We start from the raw sequence: 17,703 nt of genomic DNA, 5'->3' as shown, positions 1-17,703 counted from the left end.
TCAGGCGGCCTGTGCAGCCGGCATCGTCGCCATGTCGATGACGAAACGGTAGCGCACATCGCCCCGCTCCAGCCGTTCGAAGGCTCTGGCGATATCGCCCATGGCGATCATCTCGCATTCCGGCAGGATATTTCTGCGGCCGCAGAAATCCAGCATCTCTTGCGTCTCTTTGATCCCGCCGCTCGGCGTGCCCGCGATGCGCCGGCGCCCCTTGATCAGCGGCAGGTTGCTGAATTTGGGCGTATCGACCAGCGAGCCGGCAATGACAAGCGTTCCGTCCGAATCGAGCAGGTTGAGATAGGGGCCGAGATCATGCTCATAGGGCACGGTATCGATGATCACGTCGAAGGCAAAGGCGGCCGCCTCCATCTGCGCCGCATCGGTCGACAGCAGCACCTTGTCGGCGCCGAGTGCGCGCGCCGTGCCGATCTTGCCCTCCGAGCGCGTCAGCACCGTCACTTCGGCGCCCAGTGCAGAGGCGAATTTCACCGCCAGATGCCCGAGCCCGCCAAGCCCGATCACGCCCACCCGGCTGCCCGGGCCGACATTCCACGTGCGCAGCGGCGAATAGGTGGTGATCCCCGCGCAGAGCAGCGGCCCGACGCGCGCAAGATCCAGCCCATCCGGCACCCTGAGCACGAATTCCTCGCGCACGACGATATGATCGGAATAGCCGCCATAGGTGGTCTCGCCCGTCACCCGATCCCGGCCGTTATAGGTGACAGTGACGCCCTTGTAGCACATCTGTTCTTCATTGCGCCGGCAGTTGGGGCACTCCATGCAGCTGTCGACGATGGTGCCGACAGCGACATTATCGCCCGCCCTGAAGCGCGACACAGCACTGCCGACGGCCGAAACACGCCCGACGATCTCATGCCCCGGCACGACCGGATAGGCTGAAAAGCCCCAGTCGTTGCGGGTCATGTGCAGGTCCGTGTGGCAGACCCCGCAATAGAGGATGTCGATCGCCACGTCCTCGGGACGCAATTCCCGGCGATCGAAGGAGAAAGGTTGCAGCGGCGTATTCGCATCGGTTGCGGCATATCCTGAGGTTCTCAATGGCTTGTCCCTTGCAGAAGCTGTTGGAAACAGAGAGCGCGGGAGGCCGCGCCGACGGGGATATAGCGCCGCCGGATTATCCGGATTAGCGGCCGAATGCCGGAAAGGCTTGTGAGTTGGGCTCAGGAATTGTCCGGCGCTTGTAATCGGGAACGAACGTTACATTTACAGTTGCGTACTTGCCGGATGCCTGCGCCGTCCAGGATGATCGTAAACCCGCGCGAGCAGTTCACCATCGGCAGGTTCTGCGTCTGCATCAGCGGCGAGACGAGCAGGCGGCGATCGTACGGCAGCCTCTGAATACCGGAGCCATAAGACGGGGAAGGGTTCATGACAGCGAATACTCCGCACCCGCCAGGCAGGAAGAAGCACGGCAGGCTGACGGCTGTCATGGCGGTCTTTCTCATCTGTTTGCCTGCATGTCTTCCCCGCAGTGCCCCTGCCGCCCCGGCCGAGTTTCCGGACCGCGAACTGGTAATCGGCACCAAGCAAGCCCCGCCCTTCGCGATCAAGGGGCCGGATGGCGCCTGGACGGGCCTTTCGATCGATCTATGGCAACAGGTCGCCGGCAAGCTCGGCGTCAAATACCGGCTGGTCGAGGAGCCCTCCGTCCAGAGCCTTCTCGATGCGACGAAGCGCGGCGACTATGACGTCTCGGTCGCGGCCATCACCATCACCGCCGAACGGGAGCGCAATGTCGATTTCTCGCAGCCCTTCTACGACACCGGCCTCGGCATAGCCGTCTCCGTCCAGAGCATTTCCGTCTGGCACGAGATCATCCGGACGATGACCTCGCTCGGCTTCTTGCAGGCGGTTGGCGCCCTGATCGGCATTTCGCTGGCCGTGGGAGCCTTGATCTGGCTGTTCGAGCACCGCCACAACGAGGATTTCGGCGGCGGCGCGGCCCGGGGCCTCGGCGCCAGCATCTGGTGGTCCGCCGAAGCGATGACGCAGGCAAGCACCGGCCATCGCGGGCCGAAGACACTTGCCGGACGCATGTTGGCGATTATCTGGATGGTCGTCTCGATCATCACCATCGCGGTCTTTACCGCAAGCGTTACATCAGCGCTGACCACGCGTCAGATCAGGGGACTGGTGAATGGCGTCGAGGATCTGCCAAGGGTGCGCGTCGGCGCGGTCGCGGGATCGGCAACGACGGGATATCTCGACGGCGAACGCATCCGGCACCGGGATTTCGACAAGGTGCAGGACGGCTTCAGGGCTCTCGCCTCCGGTTCCATCGACGCCTTCGTCTACGACAAGCCGCTGTTGGCCTGGACGGCCGCGCAAGAGTTTGCCGGAAGCGTTAAGGTGCTGGACACGGTCTTCGAACCGCAAAACCACGGCATGGCCATGCCGGCCGGCAGTCGCTACCGCAAGGCGATCGATGTCGCCATTCTCGAAGCGATCCATGACGACGCGTGGAAAGAGACCCTGTTCCGATATCTGGGCGAGAAAAAGTGATGGATACCGCCCGGCCGGCCTACCAATTACCAGGATCAGCGGTGTGATCGGCAGCGGCAAATTCATCTGCCTTTTCCCGATCCAGCGTCAGGCCGGTTGCCCTCTTCGTCTCGTCCATGATCAGGTAGTGAAGGGGCGGCGCTTCCCTGGCGAGCTCCTGATAGAGGAGAAGCGCGGCTTCCTCCGCGGTATCGGCCTCGATCTCTCGGGTGATGGACACAGTGAATTTGTGCATGGCATCTAGCCTTCTCGATCGTCGCGTTCACAGCCGGACAATAGGCTGAGAGCGAAAGAGTTCAAGCCGTCGCGCCCAGCCGCCCGACCGGCCCGTTTCAAACCGACCGCATCAACCCGCCGTCCACCTTCAGGCTCTGCCCGGTAATGTAGCCCGCCCCGTCCGACACCAGAAAAGCAATCGTGGCCGCCACTTCGGCACTCGTTCCATAACGCTTCATCGGCACGTTCTCGCGCCGCTCCTCGGTTGCCGGCAGGCTGTCGATCCAGCCGGGCAGCACGTTGTTCATGCGAATATTTTCGGCCGCATAGGTGTCGGCAAAGAGCTTTGTATAGGCGGCAAGGCCGGCACGAAAGACCGCCGAGGTCGGGAACATCGTCGACGGCTCGAAGACCCAGGCCGTCGAGATATTGACGATCGCGCCCTTTTTCTGCGCCTGCATGATCGGCGTCACCAGCCGCACCGGACGGATGACGTTCATCAGGTAGACATCCATGGCCGTATGCCACTGCTCGTCGGTGATCTCATTCAGCGGTGCGCGCGGCCCGTGGCCGGCGCTGTTGACGAGAACGTCGATGCGCCCCCATTCCTTCATGGCCGCATCGACCAGCCGTTTCAGGTCGTCATTCGACTGGTTGGAGCCGGTCACGCCGACACCGCCGAGTTCCTTCGAAAGCGCCTCCCCCTTGCCCGACGAGGACAGGATCGCGACCTTGTAGCCATCGGCTGCAAGACGCCTTGCGCTCTCGGCCCCCATGCCGCTGCCGCCTGCGGTGATAATAGCCACTTTTTCTACTGACATGCAGATGCCCTCCACGATTCGCGACCTTGATTGATCGCTGGAAAGCAGCAAGGTACCATGTCCGTAACACATCGACGAAACAGTTCTCCTTCTCTTTACCAGTAGAAAAACTATCCCTAACGACAAGAATATCGAATGAGCGATGTCATCGGAAATCTTCCCTCCCTCAACGGCCTTAAGGCTTTCGAGGTCGCCGCGCGCCACCTGAACTTCCGGCTGGCAGCCGAGGAACTCGGCGTCACCCAGGGTGCTGTCGCCCAGCAGGTTCGCGGTCTCGAAGCACAGCTCGGAATGAACCTCTTCGAACGCCTGCCGCGCACGCTGGCGCTGACATCAGAAGGCCGCCGCTATATTGCCGATATCAGGCGCGCCTTCGAGATCATCGCGCGGGCAACCGGCGAATTGAAACCGCAGGCGATCAAGCTGACGATCAGCACGACGCCGACCTTCGCCTCCAAATGGCTGATCCCGCGTCTGCCCGATTTCACCGCTCTGCACCCCGATCTTGACCTTCACATCCTCGCTGTCGAGCGCCTCTCGAACTTTCAGGTCGATGGGGTGGATCTTGCAGTGCGCTATGGCCGCCCGCCCTTCGGACCGGGTCTCAACGCCGAGCTTCTCTTCGAGCAGGAGATCGTCGCCGTCTGCAGCCCCCTGCTGCTTGCCGGAAGGCCGGCGCCGCGCACGGGGGAAGAACTGGCTGCCTATCCGCTGCTGCATGACGCTCATAATTTCTGGCCGGAATTCGTCGAACGCTACTTCGCCAACAGCAAAAGCCCTTACTTCAAGGGCATCAGCTTTTCACAAACCTCACACGCGATCGAAGCGGCCATTGCCGGCCAGGGCATCGCCCTTGCAAACCGCGGATTCGTCGCCGACGATCTTGAGAAAGGCCGGTTGCAGCGCGTCTTCGAAGGCACGCTGCGCGGTCCATCGGACTTCTATCTCGTCTGGCCTCGCTACCGGAAATCCCCGGCCCTCGATACCGTCATAGACTGGCTGCTCATCGAGGCGCAGAAGCAAGGCTGAACCCATCGGTTCCGGCGCGAAGGATATGTTGGAGACAGCGAGCCCCGGAATACCTGACAAAAAGCCTCGCTTGCATGTGGCGCTCCGAGGTCTCAGAAAGGTCCTTGCGCAGCCGGCTCTAGACACCCACATTCCCCAAATCATCGGATTCATTCTCTTCACTCCGGCCCGTAACCCAGGATAATCACAGGCATATTTACATGTTTCATGTTGTCCTCGGGCTCCCCTGGCTGTTGGTCGTTCTCCGCTTTCTTCTGCCCCTGCCTTGGATATGGCCCGCCAAGGTCCTCGCTGCCGGAGTGCTCCTAGTCGGCTCCCAGCAGGTCCTGCTGAACCGTATCTCGTCAGGTTCCGTCTTCGCGCCCGAATATCCGCGCCCGCTGATTATCGTGCTGAATTTCCTCTTCGGCGCGACGCTCCTGCTGGCAGTCTTCCAGATCGCGCTCGATGCCGCCTCACTCGTCCTTGCTCTCGTGGAGGGGCAATTGCCGGCAGTGCCCCCCGAGATCCGCTATGGCATCGGGCTCGCGGCCTTTGGCCTGGCCGCTTTCGGCGTCGCTGGAGCCGTGCGCATTCCGCCCGTGAAGAATGTCGAGATACCAATCAAGGATCTCCCCGAAAGTTTTGACGGCTACCGCGTCCTGCAATTGACCGACCTCCACCTCAGCCGCCTCTTTCCGGTCTCCTGGGCGGAAACTGTCGTGAAGAAAGCCAATGAGCTGGACGCCGATCTGATTGTCGTGACCGGCGATTTCATCGACGGCCGCCTGGAGAGGCGCCGCGGCGATATCGCCCCGCTGGCGAGGCTCCAGGCACCCGACGGCATTTTCGCCATCCCCGGCAATCACGAATATTATTTCGGCTATGACGACTGGATAGAGCACAACGCCAGCCTTGGCATGCGCATGCTGACGAATGAACATGCGGTCATCGCGCGCGGTGCTGATCGCATCGTCATTGCCGGCGTGACGGATCTTGCGGCTTTCGGGAGAATCATGCCGAATCCCGATCTTGCGGCGGCATTGAACGGCGCTCCGCCCGGAGCCCCGGTCATTCTCCTCGATCATCAGCCGAGAATGGCAGCTGAAACGGCAAAGCGAGGCATCGCGCTGCAACTGTCCGGCCATACCCATGGCGGCATGATCCTCGGCCTCGATCGCCTGGTCGCCCGCGCCAATGGAGGCTTCGTCTCCGGCCTCTACGAGGTCGGCGGCATGTATCTCTACGTGAATAATGGAACTGCACTTTGGCCCGGCTTTGCGCTGCGGCTCGGCCGGCCTTCGGAACTGACGGTGTTCACGCTGCGCAGGCGTGCCTAGTACGTCCGAGCCGATCGCCTTTGATCCTGGCGCAAAGATGCTCGCCAGAATGCCGCAATCTAACCAGGAAAGGCTCTAAAGCGCCCCGCGGTCTTTCTCCTCCGCGACCAGCTTGCGAATGCGCTTGGCGACATCGGGATCGACGGGATTGTAGACGACCATATTGAGATCCGGCCGGCCGTCGATGGCAAAGCTCGAATATTCCAGCGCGATATCGCCAAGAACGGGATGTCTCAGCCGTTTGGTACCCTCGCCATGGGAGATCACGTCGTTCTCCTGCCAGATCCTCTTGAATTCGGGACTGGCGAGGCTGAGCTCCTCGACCAGCGCTGATATCTCCGAGGTCGCGCCGGCGCGCGCTGCATCCGCCCGAAAGGCGCCGACGACGAAGCGGGCCATGGTTTCCCAGTCATGCTGGACGTTGCGGACATTGGGGTTGCAGAAGAGCAGACGCAGGACGTTGCGGTCTTCGGGTGCAAGCTTGCCGTAATCGGTCATGACGACGGTCGCCGCCCGGTTCCAGGCAACGATGTCCCAGGCGGGCGTGCGCACCAGCGCCGGGCTCACCTCCAGCGTATCGATGAGACGCTGCAGGCGTGGGCTGATGCCCTCCACCGCGCGGTAGCGCACCTCGGGCGGCCGGCCGAGGCCGAGGATGAAGAGATGCTCGCGCTCCGGCTCGGTCAGCATCAGGCCATTGGCGATCCGGTTCAGGACGTCGGCCGATGGCGCTCCGCCCCGTCCCTGCTCCAGCCATGTGTACCAGGTCGGGCTGATATTGGCGCGCTGTGCCACCTCTTCCCGCCTCAAGCCCGGCGTGCGCCGGCGCCCGGAAAAACCGAATACGGCCGGATCGAGGCGCGTGCGGCGGTCGCGAAGGAAGGTGCCAAGAGCGTTGGCGTCAGTGCTCATACTGTTCCTGTTAGCCATTATAATAGGATAAAGTCACTACTTTAACAGCATAAAACATAGCGCAATAGTGGGCTTCCTCGCAATAAGGAGACACGACATGCGCATATTCCTCACCGGCGCCACCGGCTTCATCGGCTCGGCCATCGTGCCGGAACTCCAGAAGGCAGGCCATCATGTCATCGGCATGACCCGTTCCGACGCCGGCGCGAAAACGCTCGAAGCAGCCGGCGTCGAGGTCCACCGCGGCGTGCTGGAAGAGCCCGAAAGCGTGCGAGCCGGCGTCGAGAAGGCCGATGCCGTCATCCATACGGCCTTCGACCATGATTTTTCCCGCTTCGTCGAGAATTGCCAGAAGGACGGTCGCGTCATCGCGGCGATGGGCGAGGCCCTGAAAGGCTCGAACCGCCCCCTCCTCATCACCTCCGGCACCGGCATCGGCAATGCCCATCTCGGCGAACCGGCGAGCGAGGATGTCTTCAACATCGAGCATCCGAACCCGCGCATCGCTTCCGAGCTTGCCGGCAATGCCCTGCTTGATCAGGGCGTCAACGTCTCCGTCATGCGCCTTCCGCAGGTCCACAACACGTTCAAGCAGGGCCTCGTCTCGCCGCTCATCGAAATATCGAGAGCCAAGGGCGCATCCGCCTATGTCGGCGAAGGCCGCAACCGCTTCCCGGCAGCCCATCTGCTCGATGTCGCCCTGCTCTATCGCCTTGCGATCGAACGCGGCGAACCTGGTGCCCGCTACAATGCCGTCGACGAGGAAGGTGTGACGATGCGCGAGATCGCCGAGGCGCTGGGCCGCGGCCTGAAACTGCCCGTTATCTCGCTTGAGCCGGAAAAGGCAGCCGAACATTTCGGCTGGATGGCAATGTTTGCCGGTCTCGACTTCCCGGCATCGAGCGAAAAGACCCGCCGCATCCTCGGCTGGCACCCAACCGGACCCGGCCTGATCGCCGATCTCGACGCGATGGACTACGGCAGCCTTGCGGCCTGACCGGTCTCACAAGACGGCCGCCTGCGGAATTTCTCAGCTCCGCAGGCGGCAGGCCGTTTTGATTTCAGACCTGCAGCCCGCCGGAAATGTCGATCACGCCGCCGCTGATATAGCCGCCATTCGGCCCGGCCAGGAAACCGATGGCCGCCGAGACTTCCTCCAGCGTCGCGATGCGCCGGATCGGATGCAGGTCCATGACCGCGTCAGGCAGATTGTCGCGCACATCGGCCGCCATATCCGTCGGCATGATGCCGGGCTGAACGACGTTGACGGTAATGTTGCGCCGGCCGAGATCACGCGCCACACCCTTCGCATAGCCTGAAATCGCAGCCTTCGTTCCCGCATAATCGGCAACTCCCGAGAACGGCACGCGGCTGCCGAGCAGCGAGCCGATGAAGATGATCCGCCCGCCATCGGAGATCACCTGTGCTGCTGCCCGCGTCGTCGCCACCGCACCCATGACGTTGACCTGCCACTGGCGATCGAGATTGACCGTATCGAGCTCGGGATCGTCGACCGTCCGGCCCTGCACGGCAATCGCCGCGTTGTTGACGAGGATGTCGAGCCTGCCGAAATAGGCGAGGACCTTGCCGACCAGCGGCTTGGCCGCTGCCATATCCGCCTGATCGCTCTGGATCGCCAGCGCCCGCACACCCCTCGCCCGCAGCTTTCCGACGACAGCTTCCGCCTTCTCGGCCGAGGCGACATAGCTGATCGCGACATCCGCCCCCTGCTCCGCCAGCGCCTCTGCCGCAGCAGCACCCAGCCCGCGCGAACCGCCGGTCACGAGTGCGACCTTTCCCTTCAAAATGTCAGACATATCAGTCCTTTCCATACCCATCGAGCCACCACGGGACCCTACTGTCCGGCAGGGCGCTAATTTCGTAACGATCGTTACGATAACGATTGGTATGAAATCTGGACAAAGGCTGTCAAGTAGTTTAATAACGATCATTATGAAATTCATTTGAGTCGATCTGATGGGACGCCATCGCGAGTTTGATGTGGAAAAAGCGCTCGATGCCGCGCTTTGCGTCTTCTGGCGCAAGGGCTATGAAGGCGCGTCCTATGCAGATCTGACCGAGGCGACCGGCGTCGAACGGCCGGCGCTCTATTCCGCCTTCGGCAACAAGGAAGCGCTCTTCCGCCAGGTGCTGGATCGTTATTACGAGCGGTACCTGGATTATATCCCGAAAGCATTGGAGCTGCCGACATCGCGGGAGGTCGCTGCGTTCATCCTATCCAACGCGATTGATCTCCACACGCGTTTTCCCACCCACAGGGGCTGCCTCGGCATCAATGGCGTGCTGGCGGGATCGGATGAATCCGAACCGGTGCGGCAGGCCCTGATCGAGGCCCGTGCGGTCGGCGAAAGACAGCTTCGTGAGCGTTTCGAACGGGCAAAGACCGAAGGCGACCTGCCCGAGACCGCCAAGCCCGCTGCGCTGGCGGCATTCCTGTTGGCAGTCGGACACGGCATGGCCGTGCAGGCCAAGGCCGGTTTCAGCCGCGAGATGCTGGAGGCCGTTGCCGAACAGGCGCTTTCGACTTGGCCTTCGAAATCTTCCTGAGCTTCAGCAGCCAGAATTTAGCTCGCCGGCGCATCCATCTTCGCCCGCACTTCCAGAAACGCCGCCGTCAGCCGCGCCAGAACCGGCGATTTGACCGTGCCATTCGCCCCGCCGATCGGATCCTCGATATGGATCCGACGCAGGTCCGCCATGAACTCGTCCCAGAGCGGCTGCCCGCCCTCTTCCAGCAACTCGGCGCGGATGCTTAGATCCTCGCTGACCGGCAGGTGCCGGCGGCCCCAGGCGCCGATCATCGCGAACATGGGCACGAGCTGGATGGAGGCTTCCGTCAAGCTGTAGATCGCCTTCTGGCTATGGGAGGGATCGTCGAGTTTGCTGATCAGCCCGTAGGACATCAGCCGCTTCAGCCGTGCCGCCAGAATGTTGGAGGCAATGCCTTCCTCCGACCGGTTCAGAAGTTCGCGAAAATGACGCCGGTTGCCGAACATGATATCCCTGATGATGACGAGGCTCCATCGGTCGCCCAGCACCTCCATCGTCAGGTTGATCGGGCAGCCCGACCGTATTTCGATATCCATATCCGACTCCGCACGAAAACCAGTTGCATTATAGGATCGGTAATGCAACAACTCAACTAGTTTCAAAACGCAATCAGATGGAGGCTGATATGACCCGTGTACGCGTCGCTGCATTTTCTCTTTCGATCGATGGTTTCGGCGCCGGCCCCGACCAGAGCATCAACGATCCCCTGGGCAAACGCGGCATGGAACTGCACCAGTGGTTCTTCGGCACGCGCACCTTCCGCACCATGATCGGCAAGGACGGCGGTTCGACCGGCGTCGATGAGAAATATGCCTCTGCCGGCAATACCGGCTTCGGCGCCTTCATCCTCGGCCGCAACATGTTTGGCCCGATCAGGGGCGAATGGCCGGATGAAGAGTGGAAAGGCTGGTGGGGGCCGAACCCGCCCTATCACGCGCCGACCTTCATCCTCACCCACTATGCCCGCGAGCCCATCGTCATGGAGGGCGGCACCACCTTTCATTTCATCACCGGCGGCATTGAGGAAGCGCTGGAAAAGGCGAAGGCCGCAGCCGGCGACAAGGACGTCAAGATCGGTGGCGGCGTCAGCACCGTGCGCCAATATCTGAAAGCCGGCCTGATCGACGAAATGCAATTCGCGATCTCCCCCGTTGTCCTCGGAAAGGGCGAAGCCATGTTCGAAGGCATCGACCTGCCGGCGCTCGGCTTCTCCGTCAAATCCCACGAGATGACCGAACTGGCAGCGCATATTATTCTGTCGAAATAAGGCCCGCATGATTGGCCGATGTCCCCGACACCGGCCAATCGGACCGACGCTCAGACCAGCCCCTGGCTGAAGCCGAATACGCCTTCCGCTTCCGCCGCACGCACATCCTCGCCGAACAGCATGTCATTATGCGGCCGGCCGCTGCGGACCATCGGATAGACATTTTCGAGCGCCGCGACCCGGCAATCGAAAAGCACCGGCCGGTCGATCGCGATCATCTCCCGGATCTTCGCATCCAGTTCATCCGGTTTCTCGCACCGGATGCCAACCGCCCCGTAGGCTTCCGCCAGTCTGACGAAATCCGGCAGGGAGGCGGAGTAGGATCGGTCCCGGCGGTTGCCATGCAGGATCTGCTGCCATTGCCGGATCATCCCGAGCTGCGCATTATTGAGGATGAAGATCTTGACCGGCGCCTGATGCTGCATCGCCGCCGAAAGCTCCTTCAGCGTCATCTGTACCGAGCCATCGCCGACAATGCCGAGAACCAGCCGTCCGGGATGGGCGATCTGCGCCCCGATTGCCGCCGGCAAACCGTATCCCATCGTTCCGAGCCCGCCTGATGTCAGCCACCGGTTCGGCCCCTCGATGCCGAAGAGCTGCGCCGCCCACATCTGATGCTGGCCGACATCGGTCGTGACGATTGGATCCAGATCGGTCGTCAGCGCATGCAGCCGTTCCAGCGCATACTGCGGCATGATCTCGTCCCGGCGCATCTCATAGGCAAAGGATTTTCGCGCCCTCCACCCCTCGATCTCCGCCCACCATGCATCGAGCCGTTTCCGCTGCGGCGCCTCGGGCAGCGCCCGCCATGCCTCGATCATCTCCGCAAGGACCGCAGCGGCATCACCCGTGATACCGATATCGACAGCGACATTCTTGTTGATCGAGGACGGATCGATATCGATATGGATCTTCCTCGAGCCCGGCGAGAACTTGTCGGTGCGCGAGGTGACGCGATCGTCGAAACGCGCACCGATCGCGATCATCAGGTCGCAATCATGCATCGCCATATTGGCCTCGTAGGAGCCATGCATGCCTGACATCTTCAGCCAGTTCGGCCCGCTCGCCGGATAGGCTCCGAGCCCCATCAGCGTGGAGGTAACCGGGAAGCCCGTCAGTCCCACGAGTTCCCGCAGCAGGCGCGACGCCTCCGGCCCCGAATTGATGATGCCGCCGCCGGTGTAGAGGACCGGGCGTTCAGCCTGCGCCATCAGCCCGACCGCCGCCGCAATCGCCTCGCGATCAACACCCCGCCGTGGCTGGAAGCGCGCCGGCATCGAAACCTCCTCTGGACCGATATAGACACCGCTCGCAAACAGCACATCCTTCGGCATATCGACCAGAACGGGCCCCGGCCTCCCCGATGTGGCGATCCGGAAAGCGAGATGGATTGTCCTCGCCAGATCGTCGATATGGCTGACGAGGAAATTATGCTTGGTGCAGGGTCGCGTGATACCGACGGTATCGCATTCCTGAAAGGCATCCGTGCCGATCAGCGTCGTCGGCACCTGCCCCGTCAGGCAGACGAGCGGAATGGAATCCATCAGCGCATCCTGCAGCGCCGTCACCGCATTGGTGACACCTGGCCCTGACGTGACCAGCATGACGCCGACCTTGCCGGTTGCCCGCGCATACCCTTCGGCCGCATGTCCGGCGCCCTGCTCGTGGCGAACCAGGAGATGCCTGATCTCGTCCTGCTGAAAGATTTCGTCATAGATCGGCAGCACGGCAGCGCCCGGATAGCCGAAAATATGCTCGACACCATTGTCGCGCAGCGCCCGCAGCACGATTTCGCCGCCGTTCATCAGAAGGCCGAAAGAAGAAGGATTAGGGGAATTTCGGGTAAAGCTAGCCTTATCGCCGGTCATAGCAATTGTTCCGTCGTTGATGGGGTGATTGGGTGCGACGGGGCATAAAAAAAGGCCCCGTCAGGGACCTGTGTTCGGCGCATGGGTGGCTATTGCCGGACGGTTACACCGTCCTGCCCATGCGCGATATCACCACGACGAGAACCATTGCGATTTTCATGGGCGGTAGAGCTAGCCGCAATTTTGCGGGCCGTCAATCGCGTCCCTGCACCCGGCCAAAATCTCCCGACACGGGAATCGCGGTAATCACAGGCAAAACAGGCGCAACTACAACTAAAGGATGCGCTACAACTATCTGAGTAATTTTCCTGCGTGTTCTTCCCTGCTAGAGCAACCGAAAATTGCCGAGCCCTGGAGGAAGTCTCGATGCCTATATCTTCAAGATCAAAGTATTTTGATAAGCAATGGTGGAAAGCCGCTCTGTATTCGAGGTGGAAAGACGCAGTAACCTCGTTCGGATTTCAACCTTATGAGGCGAAACTGGCGGTCAATGATATATCGTTCATCTTTGCGGTAACAACGCCCCTTGCGAAAAACTGGTACGCACAAAGAGAGAATGATCATTCCCACGAACTCGATGCATTGATGGCACTTGGCCTGAAGGGCGCAACGGTTTTCGAATGCGGCGCTCACCATGGTCGCGATTGCACGCTGCTGGCGAAGATCGTCGGGCCCGAGGGTCGCATCATCAGCTTTGAGCCGCATCCGGACAATATTCGCGTGCTACGGCGGAATGTGGAGCTCAATCGCCTGCAAAATGTGATCGCGGTCAACGCCGCTGTCGGGTCGAAGCCCGGCTCGCTTTCCATAAAATCCCGTTCGAACGCGAAAGTCTCGCATAACGGCGGAATTGAAGTCCCGGTCGTCACCCTGGATGAATGGGCAGAAGCGAACGGCATATGGCCTGATCTGATCAAGATCGATGTGGAGGGCTACGAGTTCGAGGTTCTGCGCGGCGCCAGGAAAGTTCTGGAGAGGACGCCAACCGTCTTCGCCGAGGTTCACTGCAATATCGTCGGCGAGTTCGGCGCAACGCCCGAAGAAATCTGGAAACTCATCGACCTCTCAAAATACGAGGCCTGGATCCAGCCGCATGACGGAGTAGCAGTCGAACCCCTCGCCGGTAGGACACAGCTCAATGGGCGTCCGCACTTGTTGTTCGTGCCTCGCCACCGGGCTTCGGCTCACCGCCTCACTCCGCCAGTTCCCGCATCACCTTGATGAGATCGGACTTGCCCTCGAAGCCGATGCCCGGCAGCTCCGGCATCGTAATGTGCCCGTCGATCACGGCAACGCCATCAGGGAAGCCACCATAGGGCTGGAAGAGATCCGGATAGCTCTCATTGCCGCCAAGGCCGAGGCCGGCGGCGATATTGAGCGACATCTGGTGGCCGCCATGCGGAATGCAGCGCGAGGGCGACCAGCCGAACTGGCGCAGCACATCGAGCGTGCGCAAATATTCGACGAGACCATAGGAGAGCGCGCAGTCGAATTGCAGATAGTCGCGGTCGGCGCGCATGCCGCCATAGCGCAAAAGGTTTCGGGCATCCTGATGCGAGAAGAGGTTCTCGCCGGTTGCCATCGGCGCATCGTAGAATTCCGAGATCGCCGCCTGCAGCGAATAATCCAAGGGATCGCCGATCTCCTCGTACCAGAAGAGCGGATAGTCGCGCAGCATCTTGGCATAGGCGATGCCGGTCTCCAGATCGAAACGACCATTGGCATCGACGGCGAGCTGCGCTTGAGAGCCGATCTCCTCCAGCACGGATTCGATGCGGCCGCGATCCTCATCGATCGAAGCCCCGCCGATCTTCATCTTGACCACGGTATAGCCGCGGTCGAGATAGGTGCGCATCTCTTTGCGCAGCGCGCTATTGTCTTTGCCGGGATAATAATAGCCGCCGGCAGCGTAAACGAAGACTTTGGGATCGGCCTCCCTGCCCTTCATCTCGGCGAGCAGCCGGAAGAGCGGCTTGCCCTCGATCTTGGCAACGGCGTCCCAGACCGCCATGTCGATCGTGCCGACCGCAACCGAGCGCTCGCCATGACCGCCGGGTTTCTCATTCTTCATCATCGCCGCCCAGACCCGGTGCGGATCGAGATTAGTGCCGGCATCATTGACGAGGCCTTCCGGTGCCGCCTCCAGAATGCGATCCCGGAAACGCTCGCGGATGAGACCGCCCTGCCCGTAACGGCCATTGGAATTGAAGCCGTAACCGACCACGCGGCGGCCGTCTTTCACGACATCGGTGACGACGGCCACCAGGCTCGCCGTCATCTTGCTGAAGTCGATATAGGCGTTGCGGATCGGCGAAGCGATCGGCTTTGTGACTTCGCAGACATCGATGATACGCATTGTCGTCTCCATTCCGGGCCTGAGGCCACTGCCTCGCATGATCCTGTCCTAGAAAAATCCGCCCCGGCCGTCCAATGCCGTTCCGGGCTCATTGAATGCCGTATCAGCATAGTCAATTCCTCGATTTCCGGCTAAACATCTTGAAATTGCAAAGGAGATACCGTTTTCTCAATGCCTTCAAGGCATTGTGATACGAGGTGAAATATCGTGGAAACGGCCTGGCTCTCCGATCTCAAGGCGCTCGCGGAAACGCTGAATTTTTCGCGGGCCGCAGAGAAGCGCCACATCACCCAACCGGCCTTCGGCCGTCGCATCAAGTCGCTCGAAGACTGGTGTGGTTCAGAACTCGTCGACCGCTCGACGCATCGATTGAAGCTGACGCCTGCCGGCGAAACCATGCTGGAGGCGGCAGACGATATCGTCGCAAGGCTGGAGCGCGTCAGTCGGGATCTCGAGCAGATGCGCACGGCGACCTCGACCGTGACCTTCGCCGCCACCCACGCGCTCTCCTTCATCTTCTTCCCCGGCTGGATTCAGGCTCTCGGCCACGAGGCATCGACGATGCCGATCCGCCTGCTCTCCGACAATATGAACGAATGCGAGCGGATCATGACGGAAGGCCGCGCCCAATTCCTGCTCTGCCACGACCATCATGACAGCAGGATCCGCCTGGACAGGACCGCCTACCGGCAGCTGCGGCTTGCAACCGACCGCCTGATCCCCGTCAGCGGGCGCGACCAGGGCGGCCAGCCGCTCCACAGTATTTCCGAAGCGGCCGACCGCGCAGTCCCGCATCTCGCCTTCGAGGAAACATCCGGCATGGGCCGCATCCTGTCATCGGCGCTTGCCGCCCGCGCACATCAGCTGCACCTCTCGACGGTCTTCACCTCGCATCTGGCAATGGCGCTCAAGGCGCTTGCGATTGACGGTAAAGGCATCGCCTGGATACCGGAAAGCCTCGCGGCCGGCGAGATGGGGCCGGCTGGAAGACTGGCCTCGGCCGGACCGGACGATTGGGCCATCGATGTCAGCATCGTCCTGATCAGACCGCGAGCGCGCATGACGGACATTGCGGAGAGCTTCTGGAGCCTGGCGCAAACCGCCGCGGCCCAGATGCCGGCCACTATTTCATGAGCGCGGACTGTCTCAACGCGGCGTGGATATCGCTGACGACGGCAGCACCCTCGCCGACCGCCGCCGCAACCCGTTTCGTCGACCCGGCGCGCACGTCGCCGATCGCAAAGACGTTCGGCACGCTGGTTTCAAGCGCGAGCGAGGCCCGCCCGAGTTCCATTTCCACATCGGGAGCAAAACCCGCGCCGGTCCTGATGAAGCCCTTGTCATCCGTCTTGATGCGGCACTTGATCCAGTCGGTATTGGGGTCGGCGCCGATGAACATGAAGACCTTGCGAAGGTCGTAGGTTGTCTCGCTTCGCTGCTGAAAGTTCGTGACCGTGGCCGTCAGGCGGCCATTCTGGCCCTCGGAGAGCGCCGTCAGCTCGCACCCCACATGCATTTCCACATTTGGCAGCGCGGCTATGCGTTCGATGAGATAGGTGGACATGGTCTCCACCAGGCTTCGGCGGATCACCAGATGCAGGTGCCGCACCCGCGGTGCCAGAAAGGCGACGGCCTGGCCGGCCGAATTGCCGCCGCCGACGAGCGCGATATCGTCATTTTCGCAAAGCTTCGCTTCGATTGCCGAGGCCCAATAGGAAATGCCAGCTCCTTCGAAACGGGCGATGTTGGGAATGGCGGGCCTGCGATATCGGGCGCCCGACGCGATGACGACGGTTCGCGCCTTCACCGTCCTGTCTCCATCGAGACGCAGCATTATCGGATCGATTCCCAGCCGGTCTGCTGGCGCAGGGACCAGCTCGCTGACATCGAGCGGCAGCGCGATCTCCGCGCCGAACTTGAGCGCCTGATTGAAGGCGCGGCCGGCGAGCGCCTGGCCCGAAATTCCGGTCGGAAAGCCGAGATAGTTTTCGATGCGCGAGGAACTGCCGGCCTGCCCGCCAATTGCGCGGGCATCGATGGCGATGACGCGCAGCCCTTCGGAGGCGGCATAGACGGCGGCCGCAAGCCCCGACGGTCCGGCGCCCACGATCGCCACATCGTAGAGGATGGCCGGATCGAGCTCCGGCATGATGCCGAGGCAGCAGGCGGCTTCCGCATCGGTTGGGTGTTTGAGTACGCTGCCGTTGGGGCAAACCATCAGCGGCAGCTCGTCGGGCAAGATGCCGAGCCTCCCCACCAATGCCCGGCCCTCATGGTCCGAGGCGGCGTCGAGCACGACATGCGGATAGCCGCTCCGGGACAGAAAACCCTGAAGCCGCGTGAGATCGCGCTCGCCGGGATGGCCGATCAGGGTCGAGCCGGCGCCGCCGAACTGGATCAGTTCCACGCGCCGCAGGATGTAGGCGCGCATGATGATCTCGCCGATCTCGGCCGAACCGATGATCAACGCCTTCAGATGGGCGGCATCGAAGGCCAGCGCCACACATCCTTCCGGCCCCGCACGCCCGCCGGCAAGCAGCGGCCTCCCGGAGAGCTGGCTGACCTCTCCCGAAAACTGCCCCTCACCATGGCTGGTAATCAGGGCTTCCGGCATCGACAATCCGTCATGCCTGAAAGCATCCAGACGGCCGGAAAGGACCAGCCATGCGGGCGCATTCCGGTCACCGATCTGGTAGACAAGCTCGCCGGGGGCAAAGCTGTGCGGCCCGCCGCTGGCAAAGCGCCTCGCCATCTGAACCTGCGCGGCACTCAGCACCGGAAACATCTGATAGCGGCGGGATTCCAGATTATCGGCGCTCAT

The 17,703-nt window shown here is 61.8% G+C and carries 17 protein-coding genes; 8 read left to right on the top strand and 9 right to left on the bottom strand.

The features are described from left to right. A complete protein-coding gene (locus FHX08_RS04270; RefSeq protein WP_132654041.1) occupies nt 1-1,059 on the bottom strand; it encodes an NAD(P)-dependent alcohol dehydrogenase in 1,059 nt (352 codons plus the stop codon). A 390-nt stretch (nt 1,060-1,449) separates the two neighbouring features. Between FHX08_RS04270 and FHX08_RS04265 the strand changes: the two genes are divergently transcribed. Further along, on the top strand, nt 1,450-2,523 hold the full coding sequence (locus FHX08_RS04265; protein ID WP_165911913.1) for a transporter substrate-binding domain-containing protein: 1,074 nt from the start codon (nt 1,450-1,452) through the stop codon (nt 2,521-2,523). A 19-nt stretch (nt 2,524-2,542) separates the two neighbouring features. Here FHX08_RS04265 and FHX08_RS04260 read toward each other — a convergent pair whose 3' ends face one another. Both FHX08_RS04260 and FHX08_RS04255 read right to left on the bottom strand, forming a co-directional pair. Further along, nucleotides 2,543-2,758, bottom strand: a complete 216-nt coding sequence (locus FHX08_RS04260) for a hypothetical protein (RefSeq protein ID WP_132654039.1) — start codon at nt 2,756-2,758, stop codon at nt 2,543-2,545. Nucleotides 2,759-2,855: 97 nt separating this feature from the next. Continuing rightward, nucleotides 2,856-3,560, bottom strand: a complete 705-nt coding sequence (locus tag FHX08_RS04255; RefSeq protein WP_132654038.1) for an SDR family oxidoreductase — start codon at nt 3,558-3,560, stop codon at nt 2,856-2,858. Nucleotides 3,561-3,695: 135 nt separating this feature from the next. Here FHX08_RS04255 and gcvA point away from each other — a divergent pair, with 135 nt between their 5' ends. Next, nucleotides 3,696-4,589, top strand: a complete 894-nt coding sequence (gene gcvA, locus FHX08_RS04250; RefSeq protein WP_132654037.1) for a transcriptional regulator GcvA — start codon at nt 3,696-3,698, stop codon at nt 4,587-4,589. A 200-nt stretch (nt 4,590-4,789) separates the two neighbouring features. After that, nucleotides 4,790-5,908, top strand: coding sequence for a metallophosphoesterase (locus FHX08_RS04245; protein WP_132654036.1), 1,119 nt, complete (start codon nt 4,790-4,792; stop codon nt 5,906-5,908). 75 nt (nt 5,909-5,983) lie between these two features. On the opposite strand, the gene FHX08_RS04240 is transcribed toward FHX08_RS04245, so the two are convergent. Beyond that, nucleotides 5,984-6,820: a helix-turn-helix transcriptional regulator gene (locus FHX08_RS04240; RefSeq protein ID WP_132654035.1), complete on the bottom strand. Its 837-nt coding sequence runs from the start codon at nt 6,818-6,820 to the stop codon at nt 5,984-5,986. A 97-nt stretch (nt 6,821-6,917) separates the two neighbouring features. Here FHX08_RS04240 and FHX08_RS04235 point away from each other — a divergent pair, with 97 nt between their 5' ends. Beyond that, nucleotides 6,918-7,817, top strand: coding sequence for an SDR family oxidoreductase (locus FHX08_RS04235; RefSeq protein WP_132654034.1), 900 nt, complete (start codon nt 6,918-6,920; stop codon nt 7,815-7,817). Nucleotides 7,818-7,881: 64 nt separating this feature from the next. On the opposite strand, the gene FHX08_RS04230 is transcribed toward FHX08_RS04235, so the two are convergent. Then, on the bottom strand, nt 7,882-8,637 hold the full coding sequence (locus FHX08_RS04230) for an SDR family NAD(P)-dependent oxidoreductase (RefSeq protein WP_132654033.1): 756 nt from the start codon (nt 8,635-8,637) through the stop codon (nt 7,882-7,884). A 160-nt stretch (nt 8,638-8,797) separates the two neighbouring features. On the opposite strand from FHX08_RS04230, the gene FHX08_RS04225 reads away from it, so the two are divergent. Continuing rightward, entirely contained in the window at nt 8,798-9,388 is a 591-nt protein-coding gene (locus tag FHX08_RS04225) for a TetR/AcrR family transcriptional regulator (protein WP_132654032.1), read from the top strand. A gap of 17 nt (nt 9,389-9,405) precedes the next feature. On the opposite strand, the gene FHX08_RS04220 is transcribed toward FHX08_RS04225, so the two are convergent. Continuing rightward, complete coding sequence (locus FHX08_RS04220) at nt 9,406-9,927, bottom strand: helix-turn-helix domain-containing protein (RefSeq protein WP_132654031.1); 522 nt, start codon at nt 9,925-9,927, stop codon at nt 9,406-9,408. An 89-nt stretch (nt 9,928-10,016) separates the two neighbouring features. Between FHX08_RS04220 and FHX08_RS04215 the strand changes: the two genes are divergently transcribed. Then, the gene (locus tag FHX08_RS04215; RefSeq protein ID WP_132654030.1) at nt 10,017-10,658 is read left to right on the top strand and encodes a dihydrofolate reductase family protein; all 642 of its coding nucleotides are present in this window, start codon (nt 10,017-10,019) and stop codon (nt 10,656-10,658) included. 50 nt (nt 10,659-10,708) lie between these two features. Here the strand turns inward: FHX08_RS04215 and FHX08_RS04210 are convergent, their stop codons facing one another. Further along, nucleotides 10,709-12,526, bottom strand: coding sequence for an acetolactate synthase 3 large subunit (locus FHX08_RS04210; protein WP_132654029.1), 1,818 nt, complete (start codon nt 12,524-12,526; stop codon nt 10,709-10,711). 366 nt (nt 12,527-12,892) lie between these two features. On the opposite strand from FHX08_RS04210, the gene FHX08_RS04205 reads away from it, so the two are divergent. Next, the gene (locus FHX08_RS04205) at nt 12,893-13,747 is read left to right on the top strand and encodes an FkbM family methyltransferase (RefSeq protein WP_132654028.1); all 855 of its coding nucleotides are present in this window, start codon (nt 12,893-12,895) and stop codon (nt 13,745-13,747) included. Here the strand turns inward: FHX08_RS04205 and FHX08_RS04200 are convergent. Then, nucleotides 13,719-14,882: a mandelate racemase/muconate lactonizing enzyme family protein gene (locus FHX08_RS04200; RefSeq protein ID WP_132654027.1), complete on the bottom strand. Its 1,164-nt coding sequence runs from the start codon at nt 14,880-14,882 to the stop codon at nt 13,719-13,721. The two genes, FHX08_RS04205 and FHX08_RS04200, sit on opposite strands and share 29 nt — an antisense overlap. A 207-nt stretch (nt 14,883-15,089) precedes the next feature. Here FHX08_RS04200 and FHX08_RS04195 point away from each other — a divergent pair, with 207 nt between their 5' ends. Then, nucleotides 15,090-16,016, top strand: coding sequence for a LysR family transcriptional regulator (locus FHX08_RS04195; protein WP_132654026.1), 927 nt, complete (start codon nt 15,090-15,092; stop codon nt 16,014-16,016). Here FHX08_RS04195 and FHX08_RS04190 read toward each other — a convergent pair. Then, on the bottom strand, nt 16,006-17,703 hold the full coding sequence (locus FHX08_RS04190) for an FAD-dependent oxidoreductase (RefSeq protein ID WP_132654025.1): 1,698 nt from the start codon (nt 17,701-17,703) through the stop codon (nt 16,006-16,008). The two genes, FHX08_RS04195 and FHX08_RS04190, sit on opposite strands and share 11 nt — an antisense overlap.

This window comes from Rhizobium sp. BK529 (genome assembly GCF_014194105.1).
Taxonomy (GTDB): domain Bacteria; phylum Pseudomonadota; class Alphaproteobacteria; order Rhizobiales; family Rhizobiaceae; genus Rhizobium.
This window is presented reverse-complemented; position numbering and strand designations above follow the sequence as displayed.

What these genes read in the sequence shown, in the direction of transcription:
- FHX08_RS04245 (WP_132654036.1), top strand. Translation starts at nt 4,790, where the DNA reads ATGTTTCATGTTGTCCTCGGGCTCCCCTGGCTGTTGGTCGTTCTCCGC.
- FHX08_RS04260 (WP_132654039.1), bottom strand. Translation starts at nt 2,758, where the DNA reads ATGCACAAATTCACTGTGTCCATCACCCGAGAGATCGAGGCCGATACC.
- FHX08_RS04210 (WP_132654029.1), bottom strand. Translation starts at nt 12,526, where the DNA reads ATGACCGGCGATAAGGCTAGCTTTACCCGAAATTCCCCTAATCCTTCT.
- FHX08_RS04205 (WP_132654028.1), top strand. Translation starts at nt 12,893, where the DNA reads ATGCCTATATCTTCAAGATCAAAGTATTTTGATAAGCAATGGTGGAAA.
- FHX08_RS04190 (WP_132654025.1), bottom strand. Translation starts at nt 17,703, where the DNA reads ATGAGCGCCGATAATCTGGAATCCCGCCGCTATCAGATGTTTCCGGTG.
- FHX08_RS04265 (WP_165911913.1), top strand. Translation starts at nt 1,450, where the DNA reads ATGGCGGTCTTTCTCATCTGTTTGCCTGCATGTCTTCCCCGCAGTGCC.
- gcvA (WP_132654037.1), top strand. Translation starts at nt 3,696, where the DNA reads ATGAGCGATGTCATCGGAAATCTTCCCTCCCTCAACGGCCTTAAGGCT.
- FHX08_RS04240 (WP_132654035.1), bottom strand. Translation starts at nt 6,820, where the DNA reads ATGAGCACTGACGCCAACGCTCTTGGCACCTTCCTTCGCGACCGCCGC.
- FHX08_RS04220 (WP_132654031.1), bottom strand. Translation starts at nt 9,927, where the DNA reads ATGGATATCGAAATACGGTCGGGCTGCCCGATCAACCTGACGATGGAG.
- FHX08_RS04225 (WP_132654032.1), top strand. Translation starts at nt 8,798, where the DNA reads ATGGGACGCCATCGCGAGTTTGATGTGGAAAAAGCGCTCGATGCCGCG.
- FHX08_RS04215 (WP_132654030.1), top strand. Translation starts at nt 10,017, where the DNA reads ATGACCCGTGTACGCGTCGCTGCATTTTCTCTTTCGATCGATGGTTTC.
- FHX08_RS04255 (WP_132654038.1), bottom strand. Translation starts at nt 3,560, where the DNA reads ATGTCAGTAGAAAAAGTGGCTATTATCACCGCAGGCGGCAGCGGCATG.
- FHX08_RS04235 (WP_132654034.1), top strand. Translation starts at nt 6,918, where the DNA reads ATGCGCATATTCCTCACCGGCGCCACCGGCTTCATCGGCTCGGCCATC.
- FHX08_RS04200 (WP_132654027.1), bottom strand. Translation starts at nt 14,882, where the DNA reads ATGCGTATCATCGATGTCTGCGAAGTCACAAAGCCGATCGCTTCGCCG.
- FHX08_RS04230 (WP_132654033.1), bottom strand. Translation starts at nt 8,637, where the DNA reads ATGTCTGACATTTTGAAGGGAAAGGTCGCACTCGTGACCGGCGGTTCG.